The organism is Campylobacter concisus, assembly GCF_902460535.1.
Lineage (GTDB): Bacteria > Campylobacterota > Campylobacteria > Campylobacterales > Campylobacteraceae > Campylobacter_A > Campylobacter_A concisus_AS.
The window spans coordinates 215443-241300 of record NZ_CABPTV010000004.1 but is presented as its reverse complement, the minus strand read 5'-3'; the positions used below and the strand labels follow the sequence as shown (position 1 = coordinate 241300).

The window sequence follows — 25858 nt, the reverse complement described above, 5'->3', positions numbered from 1 at the left end:
TTTAGTTTTTAATGCTATCAAGCACCTCTTGTCCGCTTTGGCTTAAAATTTTGCCTTTGAAATTTTCCTTGCAAAACTCCAAAATAAGCGCATGATAAAGCTTTAAAACCTCACTCTCGTCAAATTTCTCGCTATCAAGAAATTTATAAATTTCATCATAATCAAGCGAACTAAACCACTCGGCCGCCTCGTCGTAGCTCTCAAAAATGTAGTCAAAATATGCCATTATCCTAAGTGCATAAGCATCAACGACCATGTAAGGCTTGCCGCAAGCATAAGCAAGTATCGCATCACAAGTCTCAGCACCAACGCCTCTTATGCTTATGAGCCACTCGCGGCTTGCGTTTTCTTTAAAGTTTTCAAAGTCACCAAATTCATTTTTTATAGCCAGACAAAGCGTCTTTAGCCGTTTTGCCTTTGTGTTGTAAAAGCCACTTGGCTTTATGAGCGTGGCAAGCTCGCTGTTTTCAAGCGCGCAAATGCCTTGCAAGCTATCTTTGCTGGCATTTTTTAGATTAGTTAGTGCTTTTTCTACATTTTTCCAGTTGGTATTTTGCACTAAAATAGCACCCAAAATAACCTCAAAAGTGCCATCGCCTGGCCATTTTAGCTCGTCTAAATTTCTACTTTTGTGATTTAGTAGAGCTAAAAATAGATCAGTTGATCTCATTTTAAATTTTCTTTAAATGTTAGATAAAACTGCTTTGCAGTCCTGCCACTTCTACTAGCTCTTAGCGTGGCGAAATTTTTAGCAAGTGTGTGAAGCTCATCTTTGTCGCCAGTGTAGTCTTTGAAGTAAAAATCAACCATTTTTAGGTACTCATCGTAGTTACCTTGATAAAAGCTGATCCAAAGACCAAAGCGGTCTGAGAGCGAAATTTTCTCCTGAGTAGCGTCGCTGTAGTGAATTTCGCCGTCTATTAGCTGCGAGTTTTCATTTTCGCTTTTAAACTCGCTTATTAGGTGACGGCGATTTGATGTGGCGTATAAAAGGACGTTTTTAGGCGGTTTTTGGATAGAGCCGTCCATGATAGGCTTTAGAAATTTATACTCATTGCTGCCATTTTCAAAGCTTAGATCGTCGCAGAAAATGATAAATTTAAACTCGCTCTTTCTGATCTCATCGATGACGTCGCCAAGATATTTTAGATCCTCGCAGCCAATCTCAATGATACGAAGTCCCTCTTTATAAAATTTAGTAAAAACAGCCCTTACAAGGCTTGACTTGCCACATCCTCTCTCGCCCCAAAGAAGCACGTGATTTGCCTCTTTGCCGTCGATGAAATTTAGTGTGTTTTGCAGTAAAATTTCCTTTTGTTTCTCCAGTCCATAAAGTGAGTCAATATCGACAAAATCGATATCCTCAACTGGTTTTAACATCCCTTTTGTACTTCTATAAATCGCTGCGTACTTCACGCCCCAATCTATCATTTCTTATCCTTTCTTAGATAGACCAAAATTTCAGCCAAAACATCGTCGTCGTCCTTGCTGCGTGACTTTAGCCTGATCTTTTCGTCATCATTTTTTGTTATTAGTATATTTTGCTCGCTGTTTGAGATCGTCTTTATGCCAGCTTTTAGGGCTAAAATTTTGATGATGATAAGGTCTAAAAACTGCTTTGTGAATGTATCTATCTTGCCAAATCTATCCTCAAGCTCGCTTTGTATCTCATAGACCTCGCCTACCTCTTTGCACTTGCTAAGGCGTCTATAAATTTCAAGCCTGAGCCTATCTTCTCTTATAAATTCTTGATTTAAAAAGGCGCTTACACTAAGCTTTAGATCGATCTTATCAAGCTTTGCGGAGTCTTGATTAAGAAGCTTATTGATCTCATCTTCTAGCATCTTTAGATATAGCGAGTAGCCGATAGCCTCGATGTGACCACTTTGCGCTTCGCCGATGATGTTACCCCCACCCCTTATCTCAAGGTCGTGATAGGCTAGCACCGAGCCAGCGCCTAAAAATGAGTTGCCTTCAAGCGCCACAAGTCGTTTTAGCGCGTCTTTGCTAATGGCGTTTTTATCTTCCACCAAAAAGTAGCAGTATGCCTGCTTGTCGCTTCTGCCAACGCGACCGCGTAGCTGGTGCAGGTCAGCCATGCCAAATTTATTAGCATTTTCTACGATTATGGTGTTTGCATTTGGCAGGTGGATGCCGCTTTCAACGATGCTGGTGCAAAGTAGCAAGTCATACTCGCCCCGCTCAAATTTCATCATCTCATCTTCAGTGACTTTTGCATTTATCTTTGAGTGAAGTATCAAAATTCTAAGCTTTGGCAAAATTTTCCTTAGATCATTTGCCGTCTGCTCGATGTCTGCGATGTGGTTGTGGATGTAAAAGGTCTGCCCGCCGCGTCTTAGCTCACGCATGATAGCCTCTTTGACGACCTTCTCGTCCCACTCTCTCACGCTTGTTCTCACATCGAGCCTCGAGCTTGGCGGAGTGGCTAAAATGCTATATGTTTTTATCTTGCTAAGTGCCATATTTAGGCTTCTTGGTATCGGCGTGGCGCTCATACTTAGGATGTGTGAGTGCTGAGAAATTTCTTTTAGCTGCTCTTTTTGCTTAACGCCAAATTTATGCTCTTCATCAACGACGATAAGCCCTAAATTTTCAGCCTTTACACCAAGAAGTGCATGCGTACCCACGCAAACTATAGGCTCATTTTCTTTTAGCGCTTTTTGCAAGCTTGATTTTTCTTTGGCGCTTGAGAAGCGGTCTAACCTAAAGACCTTTATGCCAAATTTGCTAAATCTCTGGCTTAGCGTCTTGTAGTGCTGCGAGCTAAGAAGTGTCGTTGGCACAAAGAAAAGTGCGCTAAAGCCTGATTTTATGCAGGTAAATATGGCATTCATCGCAACTTCAGTCTTGCCAAAGCCAACATCCCCGCTAAGTAGCCTATCCATAACCTTGCCGCTTTTTAGCTCATCTTTTATATCATTTACCGCCTTTTGCTGATCGCTCGTGTATGAAAAACCAGCGTCTTGGACGAAATTTAGATAAGAGATGTCCTCTTTTTGTAAAATTTTGCCTGCGATTAGCTCCCTTTTTGCCGCCATCGCTACGATCTTTGAGGCGATCGCAAAGAGTTTTTCTCTAACTTTTTCTTTTATCTTGGCAAAATTTGCCTTACCCAAGCGATCAAGCACCGCCATAGAGCCATTTTGCGCTATATAGCGATCTATCAAATTTAGATGTTCAACCGGCAAAAGAAGCTTGTCGTCATTTTGATAGGCGATAACCACAAATTCCTTCGTCGCGCCCAAAACCTTGATCTTTTCAAGCCCCAAAAACCGGCCTATGCCATACTCTTCATGCACGACATAGTCATTTACTTTTAGCTCATCCACCACGAGGCTTGAGCGTTTTACTCGCCTTTTTTTCTCAAATTTATTTAGTGAGACTACGATCTTGTCGCTTGAGGTTAAATTTACTACAAGGGGCGAAATTTCAAGCTTTACGTTGGCAAAGCAGTCAAGCTCATAGCCCTTAAAAAGCCCCTCGTTTCTTGAAAGAACGGTTATATTTTTGCTCTTATTTAGCTCAAAAAAGTCAAAATTTAAAGTAACTTCTAGGTCTTTATAGACCTTTGGCTCAGGCAAAATTTCAATGTCCTTAAATTTCTCCTCAGGCGCGTCATAAATTTCAAAATCGATCTTCTTAACCAGCTTTGAGTCAAATTCTTTTAAGTAGTCGCTAAAGCTATCTATCGCCCAAAATCCAAGCGAATTTAGATCACTCACCAAGGCGTCACTTTGCATATCCTCGATCTTTTGGCTCACTTTTTCAAACTCATCTTTGCTAAGATTTGCGATAAAAGGCACGATCTCGGCTTCGCTTAGCTCATTTTTGTTGCTAATTTGCGTGGCGGTATTATAATTTCTAATACTCTCCACCTCATCGCCAAAGAGCAAAATCCTAACAGGATCATCCATATTTACGCCATAAATATCCACGACTTCGCCACGTATGCTAAACTCGCCAACGCTCTCAACGATATCGACGCACTCGTAGCCAAAGCGTATGAGTAAGTCGGCAAATTCGTTTAAATTTAGATTATCTTTTAGCTTGATCGTTGAGCTTTCTAGGTTTTTTTGCGTTGGGAGTGGGTTTAAAAGCGTGCTAAATGGGCTTATGATGATCTTTTTGCCATCAAATTTATAGTATTTGCTAAGCACGGATGAAATTTCAAAAAGCTCTTCGTTAAAGCTTCTTAGATCATCGCCTTTTTTAGCTCTAAAATCAGGTAGTTTAAAGGCGCTAAAGCCAGCAAAACTGGCCGCATCAGCACAGAGCGCCGCCTCTTTATCATCTTCGCAGATGAGAATTTGTGGGGCGTGTGTTAAAAGATACTCATAGACCTTTGCTTGCATAGTACTCTTTTAAAAAGGCTTCGGCTAGGTGAAACGAGCCAAATGCTAGGTAAATTTTGCCGTTTTTTGCCTCTTTTATATCGTTCATATCGCTTGACTCAAACTCTCTATGCGAAATTTCAAGCTCATTTAGCGCTTTGTTTATGAGCTCTCCGCCAAGCTCCCTGCCCTCGCAGTGGTAGTGATAAAGCAACACGCTCTCAACGACTGGCTTTAGGGCTGCCAAAACTGCCTTGAAATCTTTATCTAAAAATGAGTTATAAACTAGCGTTATCTTCTTACCGCCAAACTCTTCTTGGCTAAATTTCTTAGCCACAGCCTTTGCGCCAAGCTCGTTGTGACCGACATCAACGTATAAATTTGAATCAATCTTTTCACATCTACCACGAAGCGATAAAGAGCCAAGCTTTTTGATATCTATGCTGCTATCTAAAATTTTAGCCGCGGCGTAGGCTAGAGTTAAATTTGAGCGCAAAAACTCTGGTAGGTTAAATTTATCTGCATAGTTTGCGATCTCGTTTAAATTTTCTTTGGTTAAAATTTCTCTTGGAAAGCTTAAAAGCGCTTTTTTCTCGCTAGCGATCTCTTTTGCGATAGCGATACTTGCCTCGTTCATATCGTTACTCAAAACCGCTCTTGCGCCCATGGCTTCAAATTTGGTACGTGAAATTTCTTCTATGCTATTTCCCAGTATCGCCGTGTGATCAAAGCCGATCGGAGTAAAGATGCTTAGCTCTTTTTCAAAGACATTTGTCGCGTCCAGCACACCACCCATACCAGCCTCGCAGACAAAGTAGTCGCAACCCTCAAAAAGCACCGCAGAAAGCAGCGTCATATACTCAAAATAGCTCGTTTTTATCTTGTACTCATCACTCAAAAGAGCTTGTAATCGCTCGTGAGCCACCTCTAAAATTTCATCGCTAGCGACCTCGCCATTTAGCCAAAATCGCTCGTTAAATTTAAATATATGTGGGCTCGTGTAATGCCCTACTTTTGCACCATTTTGGCTTAGAATTTGCGCTAAAAAGCGGCCCGTGCTACCTTTGCCATTTGTGCCGATGATGTGGATTATCTTAAAAGGTTTTAGATGACCTTTGATCGTATCATAAGCCCTTATGATCCTGCCATAGTCGATCTCTTTGTAGTAAAGTGGCTTGCCGTCAAGAAATTTCGCTAGGCTCATTTTTCCTCGATTATCTTTGGCATGACTTGGTTTCTGCCACCCTCTTTTGAGAGATAGAGCATCTTATCAGCGCCCTCAAGTGTCATCGTATCACTTAAATTTGCACTTCTTGTCGCCACACCAGAGCTAATGGTGACCTTGATGCGCTCGTTTTTATAGATAAATTTGAAATTTTCGATCATGCTTCTTAGCTTCTCGCCAAATCTAACACCATCTTTTAGGCTCGTGCTTGGTAGCAAAATGACAAATTCCTCGCCGCCATATCTACCAACAAAATCAACCTTTCTAGCATTTTTCTTAAGCACCTGAGCCACGGCAGAAAGGATCACATCGCCAGCTTCGTGTCCATATGTGTCATTTATCTTCTTAAAGAAGTCAATATCAACAAAGCAGATCGAATAGTCCGTGCCATAGCGCTTATAAGCTTCTTCGATGCGCTGAATTTCACTCATCAAAGCTCTTTTTGTAGCCACTTTTGTCAAAAAGTCCTCTTTGCTCTCAAGCTTAGCAGCTTCAAGCTCTTTTTCTAGGCTTGTGACCCTGTTTTGAAGCTCAGAAATGGTCGCTTGCTTGCTGTTCATCTCAAGGCCAAGCTCCTTACTCTCGATCTCTAAGGCACCTGCGATCTCGATAAGCATACTTTTTACATGATCTATGCTATTTTCATTTAAATTTACACTTTTAAGGTCGTTTTTGATGCTTTGCGCCTTAGCTGAACTACTTTTTGAGCTAGCTGCGATGTCAGAAATTCTATCGCCTATGTTTTGCAAGATATTATTTATCGAGCCAACTTTTTCGATGATCTCGCTTCTATCCTCTTCTATCCTGCGATCAACAAAACCCTTTATCTTATCTTGAATTTCTTTGCTATTTAGGCTTTGTGGATTTTGCTTTAAAACACTTCTAATGGTGCTAAGCTCCTCGCCAAGCTCCTTTGTGATAGAAGGCTCAAGCGCAAAATTTAAAAGCTCAACTAAAGCGTTTTCTTCTGTGTTTTCATTTTTTTGAGATAAGAATTTCTCAAGCTCAGCGCTCATAGTCTTTAGATCGTCAAAGTCTCTCACGCCATAATATTTCAAAAAGTCTAAAAATTCAGTATCGTAAGAGCTTACAAAGTCAAACCATTTAAGGCACATCTCTTCAAGATTTTTCTCATCATATCTTCTAGCAAGTAGCTGCATGCCCTGCTCTGCTAGGGCTTTTGCATCTTTGTTGTGAAGCATAGAGATAGCTTGGAGAATTCTTCTTGCAAAGGCGTTTAATGACTTTAACTTTTTATCATCGACCACTTGGGCTGTGCCATTTTTAGCACCATGGGAGAGCCTAGCAGTCATAAAAGCTACAAACTCATCAACCGTTTTTATATGAAGGCTTATAGCTTGCGCTTTATAGTCATCACCAAGCCTTGAGATATATTTTTCTATCTTTTTGCTCTCTTCAGTTGTAAAGCCATATTTTTTAGAAATTTCATTATAAACTTCGGTGTAATTTTCTGGCGTTAGCATCAAATGGCGATCTTTTATCTCGCTCAAGGCCTCCTTGACTATTTGACTAACGGTTACTGCTGCCATTTTTATATCCTTTTACAGCTAAATTTGCGATGTACTCATCAAACGCCTCTTTTGAAGCCTCTTTTATAGCTTCATACTTTTGAGTATCGCTAATGACACTATCTGCGTATCTTACGCTCTTTTGACGTCTTGCCACACTAAAATCATACTCGCCAGTAGCAGGTATATCTATGACACGACCATCTTTAAATTTGGTTTTATAGTTTAGAGTTAAAAGAGCTTTATAAGATGTGATATAGCCGTATTCATCATAGATTATCGCTTCATAGGTTAAATTTTGCACTGAGACAATTATCGAAGTATCAGCGCTATCTTTGCTTGATAGTGATTTATGTAGCCTTGCGACCATGCCCTCTTTTACGGCGTCTTTTATCCAGACACTATTTTTTGGCTCTTCTTTGCTGATGATAACATCAACATAAACTCTATCTCCAACCAAATCCTGCGAGATCTTTGAAACTGGTTTATAGCCACATCCGCAGATAAATATAGCAATAAAAAACGCTAAAAAATATCTCAAAATTTATCCTTTAATGACAAAATTTACTAATTTGCCTTTTATATAAATCTCTTTTAAAATTTCTTTTCCTTCAAGCCATTTAGCCACGTTTTGCTTAGCTTGTTTTAAAATTTCACTCTCACTTTCGCTTGCTGCTACTTCAAACTCAGCCCTTTTCTTGCCATTTACTGTAACTGCAAGAGCGATGCTATCTTTTACAAAGACCTCTTCTTTTACAGCTATCTTTGTGAAATTTTTTCTGCCAAAAAGCTCTTCGCTAAGCTCATTTGCGATATGCGGCACGATAGGTTCTAGTAAATTTAAGATGATGAAAAAGCCCTCAGCATTTACGTCCTCATTATCCTGCGCATTTATAGCGTTTAGTGCCTCCATGCAAGCAGCGATTAAAGTGTTAAAAGCAAACGTATCGCCAAAAACCTCAGTTGATTTTTTAAGTGCTTCATAAATTTTAAGCCTTGCAAATTTCTCATCTTTATTTAGACTTTCGTGATCTATCTCAGGTAGTTTATCTATCTTTTTAATAGTTTGTGCCTTCTCCCAAAGCCTATTTAAAAACCTAAACGCACCCTCAACTGCGCTGTCGTTCCACTCAAGCTCTTTTTGAGGAGGAGCAGCAAAAAGGATAAAAAGCCTTGCTGTATCGGCGCCGTATCTATTTATGATATCATCAGGGTCTACGACATTGCCCTTGCTTTTACTCATCTTTTTGCCATCTTTTAAGACCATGCCTTGAGTTAGCAAATTTTCAAATGGCTCATCATCTCTTAAATAGCCAAGGTCTCTTAAGACCTTTTGGAAAAATCTAGCGTATAAAAGGTGCAAGATCGCATGCTCGATACCGCCGATGTACTGATCTACATTCATCCAATAATTCACACTCTTTTCATCAAGTGCTTTTTGCCCCCAACTCTTCTCATCACTTGCAAATCTAGCAAAATACCAGCTACTCTCTACAAATGTATCCATCGTATCGGTCTCTCTAATCGCGTCTTGGCCGCATTTTGGACACTTTGTAAATTTCCAAGTTGGATGTTTATCCAAAGGATTGCCCTCGCCTGTGATCTCGACATCTTCAGGTAGCGCGATAGGTAAATTTTCCTCTTTTTCTGGCACTACGCCGCAGCATTTGCAGTGCACGACTGGTATCGGAGCACCCCAGTATCTTTGGCGGGAGATTCCCCAGTCTCTTAGTTTGTAGTTTGTGATCCTTTTACCAAGGCCATCTTTTTCAAATTTCTCTATTATAAAGCTTTTGGCATCCTCTGAGCTAAGTCCGTTTATCAGCTCAGAATTTATAGCAACTCCGTATTCTGAATACGCCTTAGAGTCATCACTCTCACCCTCAAGCGGCTTTACGACTGGTTTTATAGGTAGATTAAATTTGCTTGCAAACTCGAAGTCTCTTTGATCATGAGCAGGAACAGCCATGATAGCGCCACTGCCATAGTCAGCTAGTATGAAATTTGCAACCCAAACTGGGACCTTTTCATTTGTGAGTGGATGAACGACGTAAATTCCTAAAAATTCTCCATCTTTATCGCTTGCTTGACGCTCTCTTGGGCTTTGATTAAGTATTGCTTTTATCTTTGCCTTCTTGCTTTCATCAAATTTATCACTTTCAAGAAGCGCTTTTACGATAGGATGCTCTGGCGCAAGGGCTGTGTAGCTAACGCCATAAATCGTATCAGGTCTTGTTGTAAATACCTCAAAGCCGTCAAATTTACCACCTAAAGTCTCTTTTGAAGCCTCATCAAGGCTAAATTTAAACTCCAAGCCGTAGCTTCTGCCGATCCAGTTTTCTTGCATTGTGATGACTTGATTTGGCCACTTACCTTCAAGAAGTTTTAGATCTTCAAGTAGCTCGCTAGCGTATTTTGTGATGTTGAAGTAATATCCTGGAAGCTCTTTTTGCACAACATCATTACCGCATCTCCAGCATTTGCCGTCTTCAACCTGCTCGTTTGCAAGCACGGTTTGATCGTACTCACACCAATTTACGATGGCATTTTTTCTATAAACAAGCCCTTTTTCAAACATCTTTATAAAAAAGCTTTGCTCCCACTTTGTGTAAAGCGGGTCAGATGTAGCTAAAATTCTCTTTTTAGAAAATGAAAAGCCAAGGCTTGCAAGCTCCTTTTTCATATAGTCGATGTTTTCGTAAGTCCAAATTTTAGGGTGAATTTTATGTTTTATGGCTGCATTTTCAGCTGGCATACCAAAGCTATCAAAGCCGATAGGATGAAGCACATTGTAGCCGCTTTTTCTATATGATCTAGCCAGCGCATCGCCGATAGAGTAGTTTCTTACATGCCCCATGTGTATGCGTCCGCTTGGGTATGGAAACATACTTAGGATATATTTTTTTGGCAAGCTTAGATCATCTTTTGGTTCAAATTCTTCATTTTTATCCCAAATTTCTTGCCACTTTTTTTCTATCTTTAAAGGCTCATATTTTCTCTTCTCAGCCATTTTTTCTCCTAAAATTCTTCTTGTGATTTGCTTGATTCTATTAGTACCAAGGCCAGTGAAAATATATTTGCAATGACTGCGCCAATAGCTAAAGAGTAACTAAGCGTTGCATTTTCAGAGACTTGCAAAATAACAAAAGCTGGTATAAGGTGCAAATCAGCAACCAGCGAGCTAGCAAAAAGCTCAGCTGATAGTAAATTTTTAACACCGATCTTAAGTAAAGTTGAAACCAAATTTATACTAGCTGCCACAAAAAGGGCGATCTCGTTTTTATCATATAAAAACTCCGCCGTAGTCGTAAGACTCATCAGCGCAAAAAATATGTAGATAACTTTTCCCCAGTTCATTACCCCTCCTTACACAACGCCTTTTTCAAACATGGCACGCTCTTTATCACGCTCTTTTTTGATCCTTTGCTTCTCAGCCTCTCTAGCTCTAAAATGCTCGATGCTAAATTTAAACCAGATAAGAAATGGCGAAGAGATGTAGATCGAGCTGATCGTTCCTATAACGATACCAACGATAAGGATAAATGAAAATCCATGTATCATATCTCCACCGAATAAAAATAACACAACAACAGTCATCATCGTAGTGGCTGAAGTTAGAATGGTTCTTGAAAGTGTGGCAGATACTGACTCGTTGATAACGCCCTCGATATCAGTTCTCTTACTCTCTTTTATACCTTCTCTTATCCTGTCAAAAATGATGATCGTATCGTTTAGCGAGTAGCCAAGCACTGTTAATACAGCCGCTAGAGTGTCTAAATTTACATCGATATCAAATAGCGAGATAGCACCAACAGTTATAACGATATCGTGAATTTCAGTTGCGATCGCAGCTAGCGCAAATCTCCACTCAAATCTAAATGTGATATAAAGAAGCACGCCAATTAGTGAAATTCCAAGAGCCATCAAGCCCTTTTGTCTAAGCTCGTCACCAACCTTTGGACCAACGATATCAACACGTCTTACTTCAAAATTTCCAGTATCTTTTAAAATTTGCTTTATCTCAGTACCGATGTCACCAGTTAAATTTGAGCTTGATCCTGAAAATCTAATAACAGCCTCATCTTCGCTTCCAAACTCAGTAACAGAGGCGTTTTTAAGCACTTCATTTGTGCCAAAAGCGTCGCGGATTTTATCAAGTGGCGCTTTGGTGTCGTATTTTAGCTGTATAAGCGTACCACCAGAGAAGTCAATGCCGTAGTTTAGGCCCTTTGTTGCAAGCAAAAAGATCGAGCCAACAAATAAAAATATAGAAAGTGCTAATGAAGCAAATCTAAACCGCATAAAATCATAAACTTTTGCCTTAGTAAAAATTTGCATCTCTAGCTCCTTTTATAACCAAACCAAAGTCTGGTATTTCCGCTTTTTTCTATCTTATCCATAACCGCATCAAACATGCCATGTGTGCCTAAAATGGCCGTTAGCATCGAAGCCATGATACCTATCGCCATTGTCACAGCAAAGCCCTTAACTGGACCAGTGCCATAAGCATAAAGCACAGCAACTGTGATGATAGTAGTCAAGTTTGAGTCGATGATCGCACTCATAGCGTGCTCATATCCCTTTTGAACAGCTGTTCTTATCGCCACACCTTCACGCAAAAGCTCGCGGATACGCTCATTTATGATGACGTTTGCATCAACAGCCATACCGATAGTTAGCACGATACCAGCCATACCTGGCAGAGTAAGCGTCGCTCCAAAAAGCGCCATGACAGCGACTAATATAACGACGTCTGCAACTAGTGCGATATTTGCAAAAACTCCAGAAATTCCATAATAAACTAGCATAAATAGCACGACTAAAATAGATCCAGCAGCAAGAGCAACCATGCTTTGATTGATGCTCTCTTGGCCTAAAGATGGGCCAACGCTTCTTTTTTCTAGCATCTTCACAGGTGCCAAAAGTGCACCACTTCTAAGCGCGATCGCTACGTCGTGAGCTTCATCAAGGGTAAAACCACCGCTGATCTGGCCGCTGCCGCCACCTATTCTTTCGTTTATAACTGGAGCTGAATAGACCTTGCCGTCAAGCACGATAGCAAGCCTTTTACCCACATTTGCTCCAGTAAAATCACCAAAAATTCTAGCGCCTTCTGAATTTAGTGTAAAATTTATGATCGGTAGGTTGTTTTGCTGAGAGAATGCGACCTTTGCATCAGTTAGCATAGAGCCATCAAGCACTGGGATATTTTTAACGACATATTTTACGCGGTCATTTTTAGCATCTTTAAAGATTACATCACCATAGCTTTCGGCCTCAGCCTCGCTCATGGTATTTGCCTGATCTTGTCTTTTGTCATCAACTGCCATAAGCTGCAAGTGAGCAGCCTTTGCAATAAGATCTCTCGCTCTTTGCTCATCTTCTTCAGTCTTTATGCCAGGAAGTTCGACTAGGATATTGTCTTTACCCTGTCTAGCGACTGTTGGCTCAGCTAGACCAAACTGATCAAGTCTGTTTCTAATGGTCTCAACAGCTTGAGAGATCGCATACTCGATCGTATCAATCCTCTCTTGCTCTGTTAGAGTGATGTGATAGTTTAGACCATCTTTTTTGATATCAAGCCCTTTTATCTCAGCAAGTGCCTTATCAACTTTTGGAGCCTCGTCACTATCAAGCAGCGCAAAATCAACACTATCTTCTTTTATCTTAAATTTATCAATAAGCACATCTTCTTTTTTAGCATAATAATTTATGCTTCCAGCGATTGACTTGATCTTAGAGTGGATGGCTTCGTTAGTTTCAACACCAAGAAGCATATGAAGACCGCCTTGAAGGTCAAGTCCTAATGAAATTTTAGCTCCACTTTGAGTCTGAAAAAAAGATGGCACCGAAAAGCCAAAACCAAAAATCAAGGCTAATATTAAGATAATCAGCCTATATGTAACTCTTGCGTTACGCATTATTTATCTTCGATCTTTTTAGCTACAAACTCGCGTGCTATACGAACGATTACATCATCGTTAAGTTTAACTTTGATAAAATCATTTTCGGCTTTAATCACTTCGCATATAAGTCCGCCATTAGTTACTATCTTATCGCCTTTGTCAAGAGCTGCAAGCATTGCTGCGTGGGCTTTTTGTTGTTTTTGTTGAGGTCTGATAACCAAAAAGTAAAATATGGCGAAAAGCACAACAAGAGGTAGTAATGATGTTAAAAAATCAGCGTTTTGCATGGATTTCCTTATTTGTAAGATTTTTAAACGGACATTTTAGCACTAAAATTATAATAAAAGCCTTTGTCGGTGCTTTTTTGCTTTCTAATTTCATTTTTTTAGCTATGGCAGAAAATCAAATTTTAAATTTCATCTCACCTTTTCTCACGCTAGCTGGAATTTACATCATCATAAATTTAAGTAGAGCTGGCTTTTTTGCGGCTGGCTTTTTCACTGGAATTTTGTGGTTTTACTGGATCGGCTTTAGCTTTATCTACTACGAGCTTGTCTGGCTTATACCATTTGTCATCCTCTTTGTAGCCATTGTTTATGGACTTTTATTTTGGATAGCCTCTTTTCCAAGCTTTATAGCACTAAGAGCCGTTTTGTTATTTTTAATAAGCTACGTGCATCCATTTGGCTTTAACTGGTTTAACCTTGAAGCAACGCTTGTTTTAGGCGCTTTTGAGCCAAATACTAGAGGGCTTATATTTATATTTTTAACAGCCATTTCTTTGAGTCTAAATAATAAATTTTTAAAATTTATCCTAGCTTTTATCTGTCTGATCGCCGCTTTGCAGTTTAAAAGTAGCGAGGCAAAGACTCTGCCATTTGACGTGGAACTAATAAACACCGATGTCGCTCAAAGAGTGCGCTGGGATAAAAGCTTGCGCATGAAATTTACAAATGAAAATTTAGACTTGATAAGCAGCGCCATAGCTGAGCAAAAACGCCTCATCGTGCTGCCCGAGAGTGCGTTTCCACTATTTATGACAAATGAACCACTGCTTGTTGATGAGCTAAAAGAGCTTTCAAAAAAGATAACCATCGTAGCTGGCGCACTTGCCTATGAAAATAAGCAAATTTATAACTCTGCATTTTTGTTTCAAGATGGCACTCTTAGGCGAATGGATAAGAAATTTTTAGTGCCATTTGGAGAAGAAATTCCTTTGCCAAAATTTATGCAAGATGCGGTAAATAAGCTATTTTTTGGCGGAGCTAGCGACTTTAAGAAGGCTGAAAATTTTAGCGACTATGAGATAGACGGAGTTAAAATCAGAAACGCTATCTGCTATGAAGCGACAAGAGAGGAGCTCTATAAAGGCGAATTTGACGTTGTTGTGGCCATCACAAACAACGGCTGGTTTGTGCCAAGTAGCGAACCTGTGCTTCAAAGAGTGCTAATAAAACATCTTGCTACAAAATATAATAAAGCGGTCTATCATAGCGTAAATGGTTCAAAAAGCGAGATCATAAAGCCCAAAAAAGCATTTTGGGATGAGTTTTAAAAGAAATTTAAAGTGGCTTTTTTAGATAAAGCCACTTTTTTGATTATTTTTTTAATAAAGCCTTAAAGGTATCAACCGCATCAAGCTTTTCCCAAGGATATTTTGCATTTCCCACTTGACCTTTTGCAGCTACTTTTGCATATAAAAATGTCTCTTTGCTTGGTTTATCAAGACCAAATTTATTTGTTATCCAGCGAGGTGTTAGAGAAAAATGCTCGCTTACAAAATTTGAAAGCATGTCATCATTTACGCCGTTTGCGTGAGTTCCCATAGTATCAACGCTAACTGAAGTTGGCTTTGCAACGCCTATTGCGTAGCTTATCTGAACGATACATTTTTTAGCAAGGCCAGCTGCTACGATATTTTTAGCTATCCAGCGCGCTGCGTAAAGTCCGCTACGATCAACCTTTGTGTAGTCCTTACTTGACTGAGCGCCACCGCCTATCGGGCTATATCCACCAAAGCTATCAACTATTAGTTTTCTGCCTGTTAGGCCGCTATCGTGAAGCGAGCTGTGATTTACATATCTGCCTGTTGGATTTATATAAATGATCGTTTTTTCTTTATTATATAGCTCTTTTGGAAGTCCGGTTTCGTCTATTAAATTTTGAATTAGTGCGCGAAGCTCTTCTATCTTCATGCTCTCTACGCAAGGTGCAGAGACGACGATAGTGTGGATGCTTTGAGGCTTGCAGTTTTCAAAGTTATCTTTGCTACCGTAATCAATCGTAACTTGAGTTTTTATATCAACGCCAAGTTTATCAGGGTTTGCTTTGGCAAATTTATATACTTTTTCACAAAGCATTCTTGCATAAGTTATAGCTGCTGGCATAAATTCTTTCGCTTCGCAGCTTGCAAAGCCAAACATGATGCCTTGATCACCTGCTCCGATCTCGCCATCACTTTGATCAACGCCTTGATTTATATCTGGGCTTTGTTGATTTAAGCAGACTTTGACCTCGATATCATCTGGGTGCAAGCACTGCTCTTTTGTAAAGTTGCTCTTTCCGTCATATCCAATATGCGCAAGAGCGTCTTTTACGATCTTTTCGTAGTCTTTATAAGAGAGTTTTACCTTTGAGTTTATCTCTCCGCCTATTACTATGTTTTTTCCAGCGACAAAAACTTCGCTTGCGACGCGTCCATTTGGATCTTGCGTTAAGATAGTATCAACAATGCTATCAGCGATGATATCAGCGCATTTGTCTGGATGACCTGGACTTACAACTTCAGAAGTAAATAGATACATTTTAGTCCTTTTCCTTGGTTAAATTTTCGTGCAATTGTAACAAATCTATATAAAAAGCCAATTAATCTTTTTAAATTTCTTTATATTTAAAAATCATTTAGCTAGAATCAACAAAAAACTAATTTATTAAGGTGTCAAATGAATATGTTTAAAAACATTGCAAGAAGATACGCCGACGGAAATTTGATCGTTCAAATTTTAGTTGGTATCGTCCTAGGTGCCCTAGTTGGCTTTTACACACATTATCAAGCAGCCCCTTACAACCAAATCTCAGCTAAAATTCAAACCATCCAAAAAGAGAGTGGCTTAAGCGTAGATGAAGTTATAAAAACTCGTCTTAGCCAAGATGAAGCAAAACAGCTTGATGAGGCTAAAGAAAAGGCTAGTTCGGCCGATTCTATCGCTGCTTCGGCTTCAGTTTTAGGAGATTTATTTAAAGGCGCTCTAAAAGCGATCGCGCCTATTCTTGTATTTGTTTTAGTTGCAACCTCTATCATTTTAAAAGATTTTGGTCATACAAAAGGCATGCAAAAGATCGTCACGCTCTACCTTGTTGGCACCTTTTTAGCAGCTGTTGTGGCAGTCATTGCAAGCTTTTTATTTCCTATCGAGATACCGCTAAAAGGTCTGCAAAGTGCTGATATGTCTGCCCCACAAGGCATCACAAACGTATTAAAAGATCTTATTTATAAAATGGTTGAAAACCCAATAACTGCCCTAGCAAATGGTAACTACATAGGCATTATCACATGGGCTATAGGTGGTGGTATCGCTATGAGATATGCCACAGCTGAAACCAAAAAAGTATTTAAAGATATAAGCGACGGCGTAACTCATATCGTTAAATTTATCATCAGACTAGCTCCGTTTGGTATCTTTGGTATGGTTGCTATCAGCATTCATGACACTGGATTTGAGGCACTTGCAGGATATCTAAAACTGATCTTAGTTCTTGTTGGAGCGATGCTTGTAGTGGCATTTATCGTCTATCCAGCGATGGTTTTTGCACTAACAAAGAAAAATCCTTATCCACTTGTGATGATCTGTTTAAAAGAGAGCGCGATCTCAGCGTTTTTTACAAGAAGCTCAGCTGCAAACATCCCTGTAAATATGGCGCTTTGCAAAAAGCTTGGACTAAAAGAGGAGCTCTACTCGATCTCTATCCCACTAGGAGCCACCATAAACATGGGTGGTGCAGCAGTTACTATTAGCATCCTAGCGCTTACTGCGGTAAATTCTATCCCATCTATCACAGTTACATTTGGCGATGCGCTTCTTCTTTGCTTCATCTCAGCCCTTGGCGCATGCGGCGCATCTGGCGTCGCTGGTGGCTCACTTCTTCTAGTGCCATTAGCGTGCGGACTTTTTGGCATTGGCAATGACATCGCTATGCAGTTTGTCACAGTTGGCTTTACGATAGGTGTTATCCAAGACTCAGTTGAAACCGCGCTAAATAGCTCATCAGACGTGCTTTTTACAGCCGTAGCCTCAGAGACTTCAGAATAATCCTCAGTAAAATTTCAGCTAAATTTTGGCTGAAATTTTACTTTTATCCATTTTTTTGTAAAATGTCCCAAAAATTTAAAGGATAAATATGCAAATTTGGGATCTAAAAGCACTTTTTGCAAACGAAAAAGAGTGCGAGCAAAACGCACTAAATTTACAAAAAGAGTGCGAGAAATTTAAAGATAAATACCTAGAAATTTATGAAAAATTAAAAACAGACGAGTTTTTAAAAGCATTTGGCGAATATGAAAATTTGATAGCTAAAATTTCAAAAGTAATGACTTACGCTTTTTTAAATTTTGCCAAAGATACAAGCAAGGGCGCATTCTACGCAAAGATCGATGAGATAGCGACAAAAGCAAATGAAAATTTGATATTTTTTGAGATCAAATTTAATGAGTTTAGACCTAAAAAGCAAGAAGAGATCATAAAAAGCTCTAAAAAATATGGCTACTATCTAAGCAACCTCGCCAAAGCAAAACCGCACCAGCTAAGCGTTGCCGAAGAGAGAGTCTTGCTTCGCACGGCAAGCACCGGAGCTGAGGGCTTTTCAAGGCTTTTTGATGAGAGCATGAGCAAGATGAGGTTTAAATTTAAAGGCGAGCTTTTAAACGAAGAAGAGATTTTAGCCAAGCTTCATGAGAGCGACCAAAGCGTGCGAAAACTAGCCGCCAAAAGCCTTTCAAACGAGCTTAGCAAGCACCAGCACCTCCTTGGCTATATATATAATATGATAAAAACCGATCTAAAAACGAGCTGCGAGCTGCGAAATTTCAAGCTTCCTGAAGAGCCACGACACCTTGAAAATCAAATCAGTAAAAAAAGCGTTGATTCGCTAATTGCCGTAACTGAGAAAAATTTTGATTTAGTTTCTAAATTTTACGAGCGCAAAAGAGAAATTTTAGGCCTTAAAAAGCTTTATGACTACGATAGATACGCACCTCTTAGCAGCGAAGGTGAGTATAAATTTGATGAGTGTAAAAAGATAGTTTTAAAGGCGTTTGGGACATTTTCACCTAAATTTGGAGATATAGCCAAAAGCGCCTTTAGTGACGGCTGGATCGACGTTTATCCAGCGCCAAACAAGCGAGGTGGCGCGTTTTCTCACTCTGGATCAAGCGACACGCACCCTTATGTTTTGCTAAATCACACAAATCAGCGAAGAGACTTTTTTACACTGGCTCATGAGCTTGGCCATGCCGTGCATCAAAAGCTATCATATAGCGTAAGCTACCTAAACTCAGACACTCCGCTAACCACGGCTGAGACGGCTTCAGTCTTTTGCGAGATGCTAGTTTTTGACCACGTAAAAGAAAACCTTAGCAAAAAAGAGAAAATTTCGCTGCTTGCTGGCAAGATCGAGGATATATTTGCCACGCTTTACCGCCAGATAAATTTCACCACATTTGAGCGAGCTGTGCACGCACATGAAGGCGAGATCAGTCTAGATGAGCTAAATAAAATTTGGCTAAGAGAGAGCAAAAAGATGTTTGGCAAAAGTGTCACGCTAAATGACTACTACAAAATTTGGTGGAGCTACATCCCGCACTTCATCCACACGCCATTTTACTGCTACGCCTACTCTTACGCGCAGCTTCTTGTGCTTGCACTTTTTGGGCTTTATAAAAGCGGCAAATGTAAAAATTTTGTCGAAATTTACACCGAGTTTTTGAGCCTTGGTGGGAGCCTCAGCCCAAGGGAGCTTGTTGGTAAATTTGGCTTTGACATAGATGATAAAAATTTCTGGCAGATAGGCATAAACGAGGTCAAAAAACTAGTAGATGAGTTTTTAGAAATTTCAAAGGATTAAGATGTTAGACGAAATTTTAGACGATGAGAAATTTGCACTTTTGATGAATATGCACGTCTATGAGTGCATTGATTTTTTACTTGAAAAGGGGCTAAATTTCTCAGTTATGGCAAATTTACCACTAGTTAGCTTTGAGCCTAGCTTGCCAGATGAGATAAGTAGGAGCTTTAGCATGCCAGTCATTATGTTCTCACTTGGTGGCTACACGCTTGAAAGTGCGAGGCTAACGCAAGATGAGCTTAGCTTTGAGGCTGGCTTTGGCAGTGAAAATTTTGCCTCAGTGGTATCATTTCCACTTGGCGCAGTAGTTCAAATTTTGGTTGAAAATAGCCCGATCCTTGTAAATTTCTCTATCCACAAGCCAAAAGAAAAACAAGTCGATCACGCTAAAAAATCAGCCTCAGTCTTTTTACAAAACCCAAAAAATAAAGATATATTTAAGAAAAGATAGTAATTTTAAGCATTTTTGGCTAAAATCAAAAGAAAATTTAAAAAGCGAAAAATGGAAAATTTACTATCAAATTTAAACGAAGCCCAGCGCGAAGCAGCCACCCACATAGATGGTGCGATGCTCATACTAGCAGGTGCTGGCAGTGGCAAGACAAAGACTATCACGACTAGGCTTGCCTATCTCATCGGCGAGGTCGGCATAGACGCTGCAAACACGCTAACTCTTACTTTTACAAACAAAGCCGCCAACGAGATGCGCAGCAGAGCCATGGCGATGCTAAGCCAAAGCGGCAAAAACTACTCGCCGCTTCTTTGCACATTTCACAAATTTGGACTTTTATTTTTAAAGCTCTACATAGAAAAGCTTGGCAGAAAAAACAACTTCGTCATAATCGACACAGACGACAAAAAGCGCATCATCAAAAGTTTTGAAAGTCCAGTTGCCACGGCGATTTTATCAAGTGAAATTTCAAACTATAAAAACTCACTTTTAAGCGTCGAAGAGGTTTATAAAAACGCAAATTTCTCCTCATTTGACAAGAGCAAGGACAACTTTTATAAGCAAGCAGCGCAAATTTATGAAAAATATGAAGACTATTTAAAGGTAAACAACCTTGTTGATTTTGACGATCTACTGGGGCTTACATATAAAATTTTAGACGAAAACGAAGATCTTGCTAAAGAAATTTCAAACCGCTACAAATACATAATGGTCGATGAGTATCAAGACACAAACGACCTTCAGTATAGACTGCTAAAAAAACTCTGTCTATGCCACGAAAACATCTGCGTGGTGGGTGATGATGACCAGAGTATTTATGGCTGGCGCGGTGCAAAGATAGACAATATCTTAAATTTCAAAGATCAGTTTAGCAACGTAAAGATCATCAGACTTGAGAAAAACTACCGCTCAAGCGAGGCGATACTAAAGGCTGCAAACGAACTGATAGATCATAACCGCAACCGTCTTGGCAAGAAGCTTGTAGGCACAAAGGGCGAAGGCGAGGCTGTAAATTTGATAGAAAGCTTTGATGAGAGCGTCGAGGCTGGTAAGATCGCAAAAAATATAAAAGAGCTTTTAAGCAAAGGCGTGCAGGCAAAAGATATCGCTATCTTATACCGCATAAACGCTCTCTCGCGCTCGCTTGAAGATGGGCTAAACAAAGAGCAGATCGCCTATAAAATGGTAGGCGGAGTTAAATTTTACGAAAGAGCCGAGATCAAAGATATCATAAGCTACCTAAGACTTATAAATAATCCAAATGATGATTTTTCAATAAGACGCATCATCAACCGCCCAAAGCGAGGACTAGGCAAAGTAAGCCTTGATAAGCTTGAGAAAATGGCCTTTGAGGGTAAAATTTCAATTTTCGAGGCGATCTCAAACATCTCTGATAACGATGAAGCCTTTAGTAAAAAGGTAAAATCAGCCCTTCTTGAGTTTGCAAACAACCTAAAAGAGCTTCAAGAAAGTAGCTCAGTTTTTGACCTCATAGATAAATTTGAAGCTAAATTTGGCGTGAAAAAATACTACGAGAGCTTGCCAGATGGTGCTGAAAGAGCGGCGAACATCGACGAGTTTTACGCTGTTTTAAAAGATCAGATCAAGCAAAATCCAAGCTTTGATCTAGAAGAGTTTTTAAACGAGATCACGCTAACAAGCGAGCAAGACGGCATTAGCGACGAGGCTATTAGCATCATGAGCGTGCATGCGAGCAAGGGGCTTGAGTTTGAGCACCTTTTTGTGATCGGCCTTGAAGAGGGATTTTTCCCGCTCATTGGCGACGGTAGCGACATCGAGGAGGAGCGTAGGCTCGCTTACGTGGCGATAACAAGAGCTAAGAGGACACTTAGCCTAAGCTTTGCAAATTCGCGCTTTTACAAAGGTCAGCGTACGAGGTTAAATAAGAGTAGATTTTTAAGCGAGAGCGGTATCACGCATGGCTCGCTGGTTATCGAACAGAGCAATGAATTTAAAAAAGGCGACCTTGTTAAACATAAAATTTTTGGTATCGGCAGGGTGAGTGCAGTTAGCAAGATCAAAAAAGAGTTTAAACTTACTATAAATTTTGGTGGCAATGTAAGAGAGATCATGTCAAGCTTCGTGGAAAAGGCCGTATGAACGCCATTTTCGTGGCAAATAAGCCAGCTGGCATGAGCTCAAACCACTTTTTAGGACGACTAAAGAGAAAGTATGGCGTTAAAAAGGCTGGATTTTCAGGCACGCTTGATCCATTTGCGAGCGGCTGTCTGATAGTCGCTTTTGGCTCATATACGAAATTTTTTAGATTTTTAGACAAAAGCCCAAAGGTCTATGAGGCGACGATCTGGCTTGGGGCGAGCAGTCCAAGCATGGATAATGAAAATATCATAGAAATTTCAAATGTAAAAGAGCTAAATTTAGAAAAACTTGAAGCCATTAGAGCCGAGCTAATAGGCAAGATAAGCTATGTCCCGCCTAAATTTAGCGCCAAACATGTAAATGGCACAAGAGCTTACAAGCTAGCAAGAAGCGGTGAAGAGTTTGAGCTAAAACCAGAAACTATGGAAATTTATGAAAGCCAAATTTTAAACTACTCACACCCTTTTTTGACAATTCGTTTAAGTGTAAGTGAGGGGAGTTACATCCGCTCTTATGCAGAAATTTTTGGGCAAAAAGTTGGTTATAATGTAACTTTAAGCTCATTAAAGAGGGTAAGCGAGGGTAAATTTCGCTATGAAAATGAAAAATTTTTAAATATTTGCAATTTTTTAAATATTGAGCAAAATACGTATTTTGGGGATATTGCAAACATACTAGACGGCAAGAAATTAAAAATTAACGATTTTGAAACACAAACACAAGGAATTTATTTGCTAAATTATGATAAATTTATGAGCGTAATCCAAATCATGGATGATACTATAAATTACACTTTAAACAAGGTAGAAAAATGTTAATCTTAGCAAGAAAAGAAAACGAAGAAATTTTACTAGGTAACGATATAAAAGTCGTCGTAGTAAGTATCTCAAAAAGCACCGTTAAGCTTGGTATCGAGGCCCCGCGCAACACAATGATACTAAGAAGCGAGCTGGCAAACGATATTAAAAACGAAAATATCCACGCCACTAAAAAAGCAAGCGAAGCCGATATCCACGAGCTTGCGAAAAAAATCGAGAAATGAAAAGCTTTGCAAAGATCAACGTATTTTTGAAGGTAGTTGGCACCAGAGGCAACTACCACGAAATTTTGTCACGTTTTGTTCTTTGCGAGCAGCTTTTTGATGAAATTTATTTTGAAAGGTCAAATTCTTTTGCTATCGAATGCGACAACAAAGAGATAAAAGATAACATCATCCAAAAAGCGATAGACGAGCTAAAAAGAGCTGGCTTTTCAAATGAGCTAGATGAGTTTTTTAGCTCTCACAAAATCATCATCAACAAACAAATCCCAATAGGTGCTGGTCTAGGAGGAGGCAGTTCAAACGCCGCCACTTTTTTACTTATGGTAAATGACGAGCTAAATTTAAATATAAAACGTGAAAATTTGATGCAAATAGCCTCCAAAATCGGCGCAGATGTGGCCTTTTTTGTAAGTGGCTACAAGGCAGCAAATGTAAGCGGCATAGGCGAGACCATAGAAGAATTTGACGATGAAGTGCCAAATTTAAATATCTTCACGCCAAATGTTTTTTGCTCCACACCGATGGTTTATCAAGAATTTAGAAGCAATTTCTTACAATACATAGACGTTAATGCTGCAAAAAAGATGCAAAATTTAAAGAGCAAAGAGCTACTTGAAATTTATAAAAACGAGGAGCTAAACGATCTTTTTGCCCCATGCTTTAAGCTCTATCCACAGATGAATGAGTTTAGGGATAAATTTCTAAGCGGCAGCGGCAGTAGCGTATTTAGCGTAAAATAAAAGGTAAAATTTTGATAAAAGATCTAGCGAAAAACAAGAAAGCTTTGTACGACTTTAGCATACTTGAGACCTTTGAGGCTGGCATCGTGCTAAAAGGCAGCGAGGTCAAGGCTCTAAGGGCTGGCAGAGCAAATTTAAAAGATAGCTTTGTGCGCGTCATAAAGGGTGAGCTTTTCTTACTAAACGCCCATATCAGCTATCTTGAAACCACACACAGCGCATTTCGTCCAAATGAGCGAGCAGCCAGAAAACTTTTGATGCATAGAAAGCAGATCGATAAAATTTTCGGTCAAGTCTCACAAGATGGGCTTACTTTGGTTGTTTTAGCACTTTATCTAAGCGATAAAAACATCGTAAAAGCAAGGCTAGCCCTTGCAAAAGGTAAAAATTTACACGACAAGCGCGAGACTTTAAAAAGACGCGAGGCAGACAAAGAGGCAAGAGCTGCCATAAAAAGATATGTTTAAGGGATAAGATGAAGAATTTACTCGTTTTAATAATCGCTTTATTTGCTTTTTTTGGTTGCGGCGATGATGAGAGCAGCAATGCAAATTTTAAAGAATTTAGCCCAAATGAAGAGGTCAAACTTGTAGATGTAAGCGGCAAGGAGCTTACTTTGGTTAGAAAAGATCACGGCTTTGCTATCAAAAATGATGAAAATAAGGTTTTAATGATCGACATTTTTGGCACATTTTGCCCGCCTTGCCAAAAAGAGGCGGCTGAACTTACAAAATATCAGCTTGAAAACAAAGATAAATTTACACTAATCGGACTAACCCACTTTGAAAATGTCACAAATGAGTATGTTTTGCATGAATTTATGCAAAAATTTAATGCCTACTACTTCATAACAAACGATCAAAAGATAAATGATAGACTTGCCGAGCAGATCGTAAGAGATATTGAATACAAACATGAGATCGCACTACCTTTTAAGGTGGTGATAAAAAACGGCGAATATCAAATTTTAACAGACGTAGATAGCGGACAATACGGAGTAAAATACTATCTTGGCGGCATAAAAGTCACAAAAATGAAAGAAGATTTGGCAAAAATTTATGAAACAAAATAAATTTGCCTTATATTTGGAACATCATTTGCTTATAAAAATGTGAAAATTTATAAGGATTTTAAATGTTTGTTTTAGATAGATCAAAATCTAGCCCATTAGTCGAATCAGCCCTTGCAGGCAGAGAACTACGCCAAAAGCTCATCTCTGGCAACCTTGCAAATGTTGATACACCATTTTACAAGGCTAGGGATGTAAGATTTGAAGATGTTTTAAGAGAAAAAGCAAATGAAATTTATAACGTTTCAGAGAGCAAAAAACTAAATTTAGCTAAAACAAACGAAGCGCACATGGCTGCGGTTGATTTTCCAAAAAGCGACACAGCTCAAATTTTCTTGCGTGATGGTCACATGGCTAGAAATGACGCAAACACGGTTGATCTTGATGTTGAGACAACAGAAATGGGCAAAAACACAGTTATGATAAACGCCCTTGATAGCGCTTACAAGGCTCAGGGCAATATCTTTAAAAGCGTAATAGACGCAAGTGCTAAGAACTAGGAGAGATGATGTCATACTTAAATGATTTTGATATTAGCGGATACGGACTAAGCGCGCAACGCTTCAGAATGAACGTCATCAGCTCAAACATAGCAAACGCTCAAACCACAAGAACGGCTGAGGGCGGCCCTTACAGAAGGCAAGAGGTCATTTTTAAAGAGATGAACTTTGATAAAATTTTAAACAATCAACTTAAAAACTCACAAAGTCTGCTTGATTATGAAAATCCACTCGATGACCCAAGCTCACCCAAAAACGCTCACCCTGCCCTAACTAGCGTGATCGTAGATAAAGTGGTGCGTGACGACAAGGACTTTCAGCTAAAATACGACCCAAGCCACCCAGACGCAAATGCAAATGGCTACGTCGCATTTCCAAATATAAACCCAGTCATCGAGATGGCTGACTTACTCGAGGCGACAAGGGCTTATCAAGCAAATGTAGCGTCATTTCAAAACGCAAAAACAATAGCACAAAGTGCGATATCACTTATTTCAGGACAAGCATAATGATAAATAGTATAAATTTAGATAAGTTAAATAAAAACGAAAATTCAAACAAAATAGCAAAAGCAGGCGAAGAAGGCGGCTTTGAAAACGCATTAAACGACTCTTTAAAAGAGCTAAACAAGGTTCAAATAAACGCCGATAAAGCCATCGCAGACCTTGCAACTGGCGAAGTAAAAGACTTGCACCAAGCAGCTATCGCGATAGGCAAAGCAGAGACTAGCATGAAGCTTATGCTAGAAATTCGCAACAAAGCGCTAAGCGCATACAAAGAAATTTCAAGAACGCAAATTTAAG

At 39.5% G+C, this 25858-nt stretch carries 25 protein-coding genes; 13 read left to right on the top strand and 12 right to left on the bottom strand.

The features are described from left to right. Position 1: 1 nt before the first annotated feature. The 11 genes from FZ945_RS05050 to yajC are packed head-to-tail and all read right to left on the bottom strand — an operon-like array spanning position 2 to position 13299. On the bottom strand, positions 2-670 hold the full coding sequence (locus tag FZ945_RS05050; protein WP_148802964.1) for an endonuclease III domain-containing protein: 669 nt from the start codon (positions 668-670) through the stop codon (positions 2-4). Next, positions 667-1431: an ATP-binding protein gene (locus FZ945_RS05045; protein WP_148802962.1), complete on the bottom strand. Its 765-nt coding sequence runs from the start codon at positions 1429-1431 to the stop codon at positions 667-669. The genes FZ945_RS05050 and FZ945_RS05045 overlap by 4 nt, the downstream gene beginning before the upstream one ends. Continuing rightward, positions 1428-4373 carry a transcription-repair coupling factor gene (gene mfd, locus FZ945_RS05040; protein WP_148802960.1) on the bottom strand — a complete coding sequence of 982 codons (2946 nt, stop codon included), beginning with the start codon at positions 4371-4373 and terminating at the stop codon, positions 1428-1430. Before mfd ends, FZ945_RS05045 begins: the two co-directional genes overlap by 4 nt. Then, positions 4354-5556: a glutamate ligase domain-containing protein gene (locus FZ945_RS05035; protein WP_148802958.1), complete on the bottom strand. Its 1203-nt coding sequence runs from the start codon at positions 5554-5556 to the stop codon at positions 4354-4356. Before FZ945_RS05035 ends, mfd begins: the two co-directional genes overlap by 20 nt. Next, a complete protein-coding gene (locus FZ945_RS05030; RefSeq protein ID WP_148802956.1) occupies positions 5553-7127 on the bottom strand; it encodes a GGDEF domain-containing protein in 1575 nt (524 codons plus the stop codon). The genes FZ945_RS05035 and FZ945_RS05030 overlap by 4 nt, the downstream gene beginning before the upstream one ends. Further along, positions 7108-7647 (bottom strand): LPS assembly lipoprotein LptE, encoded by a 540-nt coding sequence (gene lptE / locus FZ945_RS05025; RefSeq protein WP_107856264.1) that lies wholly within the window; start codon positions 7645-7647, stop codon positions 7108-7110. The genes FZ945_RS05030 and lptE overlap by 20 nt, the downstream gene beginning before the upstream one ends. Positions 7648-7650: 3 nt before the next feature. Further along, the gene (leuS, locus tag FZ945_RS05020; RefSeq protein WP_148802954.1) at positions 7651-10116 is read right to left on the bottom strand and encodes a leucine--tRNA ligase; all 2466 of its coding nucleotides are present in this window, start codon (positions 10114-10116) and stop codon (positions 7651-7653) included. An 8-nt stretch (positions 10117-10124) separates the two neighbouring features. Further along, entirely contained in the window at positions 10125-10463 is a 339-nt protein-coding gene (locus tag FZ945_RS05015; RefSeq protein ID WP_002942000.1) for a DUF6394 family protein, read from the bottom strand. Positions 10464-10472: 9 nt separating this feature from the next. Continuing rightward, positions 10473-11444 (bottom strand): protein translocase subunit SecF, encoded by a 972-nt coding sequence (gene secF / locus FZ945_RS05010; RefSeq protein WP_021092267.1) that lies wholly within the window; start codon positions 11442-11444, stop codon positions 10473-10475. A gap of 2 nt (positions 11445-11446) precedes the next feature. Next, positions 11447-13027, bottom strand: a complete 1581-nt coding sequence (gene secD, locus FZ945_RS05005) for a protein translocase subunit SecD (protein ID WP_107804870.1) — start codon at positions 13025-13027, stop codon at positions 11447-11449. Continuing rightward, entirely contained in the window at positions 13027-13299 is a 273-nt protein-coding gene (yajC, locus tag FZ945_RS05000) for a preprotein translocase subunit YajC (RefSeq protein ID WP_002941849.1), read from the bottom strand. Before yajC ends, secD begins: the two co-directional genes overlap by 1 nt. Between yajC and FZ945_RS04995 the strand changes: the two genes are divergently transcribed. Next, positions 13275-14567: an apolipoprotein N-acyltransferase gene (locus tag FZ945_RS04995; protein ID WP_187424162.1), complete on the top strand. Its 1293-nt coding sequence runs from the start codon at positions 13275-13277 to the stop codon at positions 14565-14567. The genes yajC and FZ945_RS04995 overlap by 25 nt on opposite strands. A 43-nt stretch (positions 14568-14610) precedes the next feature. Here the strand turns inward: FZ945_RS04995 and metK are convergent, their stop codons facing one another. Continuing rightward, positions 14611-15816, bottom strand: coding sequence for a methionine adenosyltransferase (metK, locus tag FZ945_RS04990; RefSeq protein ID WP_021084435.1), 1206 nt, complete (start codon positions 15814-15816; stop codon positions 14611-14613). A gap of 138 nt (positions 15817-15954) precedes the next feature. Here metK and sstT point away from each other — a divergent pair, with 138 nt between their 5' ends. The 12 genes from sstT (at position 15955) to fliE (ending at position 25857) form a co-directional block, all read left to right on the top strand. Continuing rightward, positions 15955-17322, top strand: a complete 1368-nt coding sequence (sstT, locus tag FZ945_RS04985) for a serine/threonine transporter SstT (protein ID WP_410369043.1) — start codon at positions 15955-15957, stop codon at positions 17320-17322. A gap of 88 nt (positions 17323-17410) precedes the next feature. Further along, positions 17411-19132 (top strand): M3 family oligoendopeptidase, encoded by a 1722-nt coding sequence (locus tag FZ945_RS04980; RefSeq protein ID WP_148802950.1) that lies wholly within the window; start codon positions 17411-17413, stop codon positions 19130-19132. Position 19133: 1 nt separating this feature from the next. Continuing rightward, positions 19134-19583 carry a hypothetical protein gene (locus FZ945_RS04975; protein WP_148802948.1) on the top strand — a complete coding sequence of 150 codons (450 nt, stop codon included), beginning with the start codon at positions 19134-19136 and terminating at the stop codon, positions 19581-19583. A gap of 51 nt (positions 19584-19634) precedes the next feature. After that, the gene (locus tag FZ945_RS04970) at positions 19635-21704 is read left to right on the top strand and encodes an ATP-dependent helicase (RefSeq protein WP_148802946.1); all 2070 of its coding nucleotides are present in this window, start codon (positions 19635-19637) and stop codon (positions 21702-21704) included. Next, entirely contained in the window at positions 21701-22522 is an 822-nt protein-coding gene (truB, locus tag FZ945_RS04965; RefSeq protein WP_148802944.1) for a tRNA pseudouridine(55) synthase TruB, read from the top strand. Before FZ945_RS04970 ends, truB begins: the two co-directional genes overlap by 4 nt. Then, positions 22516-22746 (top strand): carbon storage regulator CsrA, encoded by a 231-nt coding sequence (gene csrA / locus FZ945_RS04960; protein WP_002941828.1) that lies wholly within the window; start codon positions 22516-22518, stop codon positions 22744-22746. Before truB ends, csrA begins: the two co-directional genes overlap by 7 nt. Next, positions 22743-23486: a 4-(cytidine 5'-diphospho)-2-C-methyl-D-erythritol kinase gene (locus tag FZ945_RS04955; protein WP_148802942.1), complete on the top strand. Its 744-nt coding sequence runs from the start codon at positions 22743-22745 to the stop codon at positions 23484-23486. The genes csrA and FZ945_RS04955 overlap by 4 nt, the downstream gene beginning before the upstream one ends. A gap of 14 nt (positions 23487-23500) precedes the next feature. Then, the gene (smpB, locus tag FZ945_RS04950) at positions 23501-23953 is read left to right on the top strand and encodes an SsrA-binding protein SmpB (RefSeq protein ID WP_148803158.1); all 453 of its coding nucleotides are present in this window, start codon (positions 23501-23503) and stop codon (positions 23951-23953) included. 8 nt (positions 23954-23961) lie between these two features. After that, positions 23962-24558, top strand: coding sequence for a thioredoxin domain-containing protein (locus tag FZ945_RS04945; RefSeq protein ID WP_009294074.1), 597 nt, complete (start codon positions 23962-23964; stop codon positions 24556-24558). A 62-nt stretch (positions 24559-24620) separates the two neighbouring features. Next, a complete protein-coding gene (gene flgB / locus FZ945_RS04940) occupies positions 24621-25055 on the top strand; it encodes a flagellar basal body rod protein FlgB (RefSeq protein WP_009294075.1) in 435 nt (144 codons plus the stop codon). An 8-nt stretch (positions 25056-25063) separates the two neighbouring features. After that, positions 25064-25564: a flagellar basal body rod protein FlgC gene (gene flgC / locus FZ945_RS04935; RefSeq protein ID WP_148802940.1), complete on the top strand. Its 501-nt coding sequence runs from the start codon at positions 25064-25066 to the stop codon at positions 25562-25564. Next, a complete protein-coding gene (fliE, locus tag FZ945_RS04930; RefSeq protein WP_002941937.1) occupies positions 25564-25857 on the top strand; it encodes a flagellar hook-basal body complex protein FliE in 294 nt (97 codons plus the stop codon). Before flgC ends, fliE begins: the two co-directional genes overlap by 1 nt. The last annotated feature ends 1 nt before the right edge of the window (position 25858 follow it).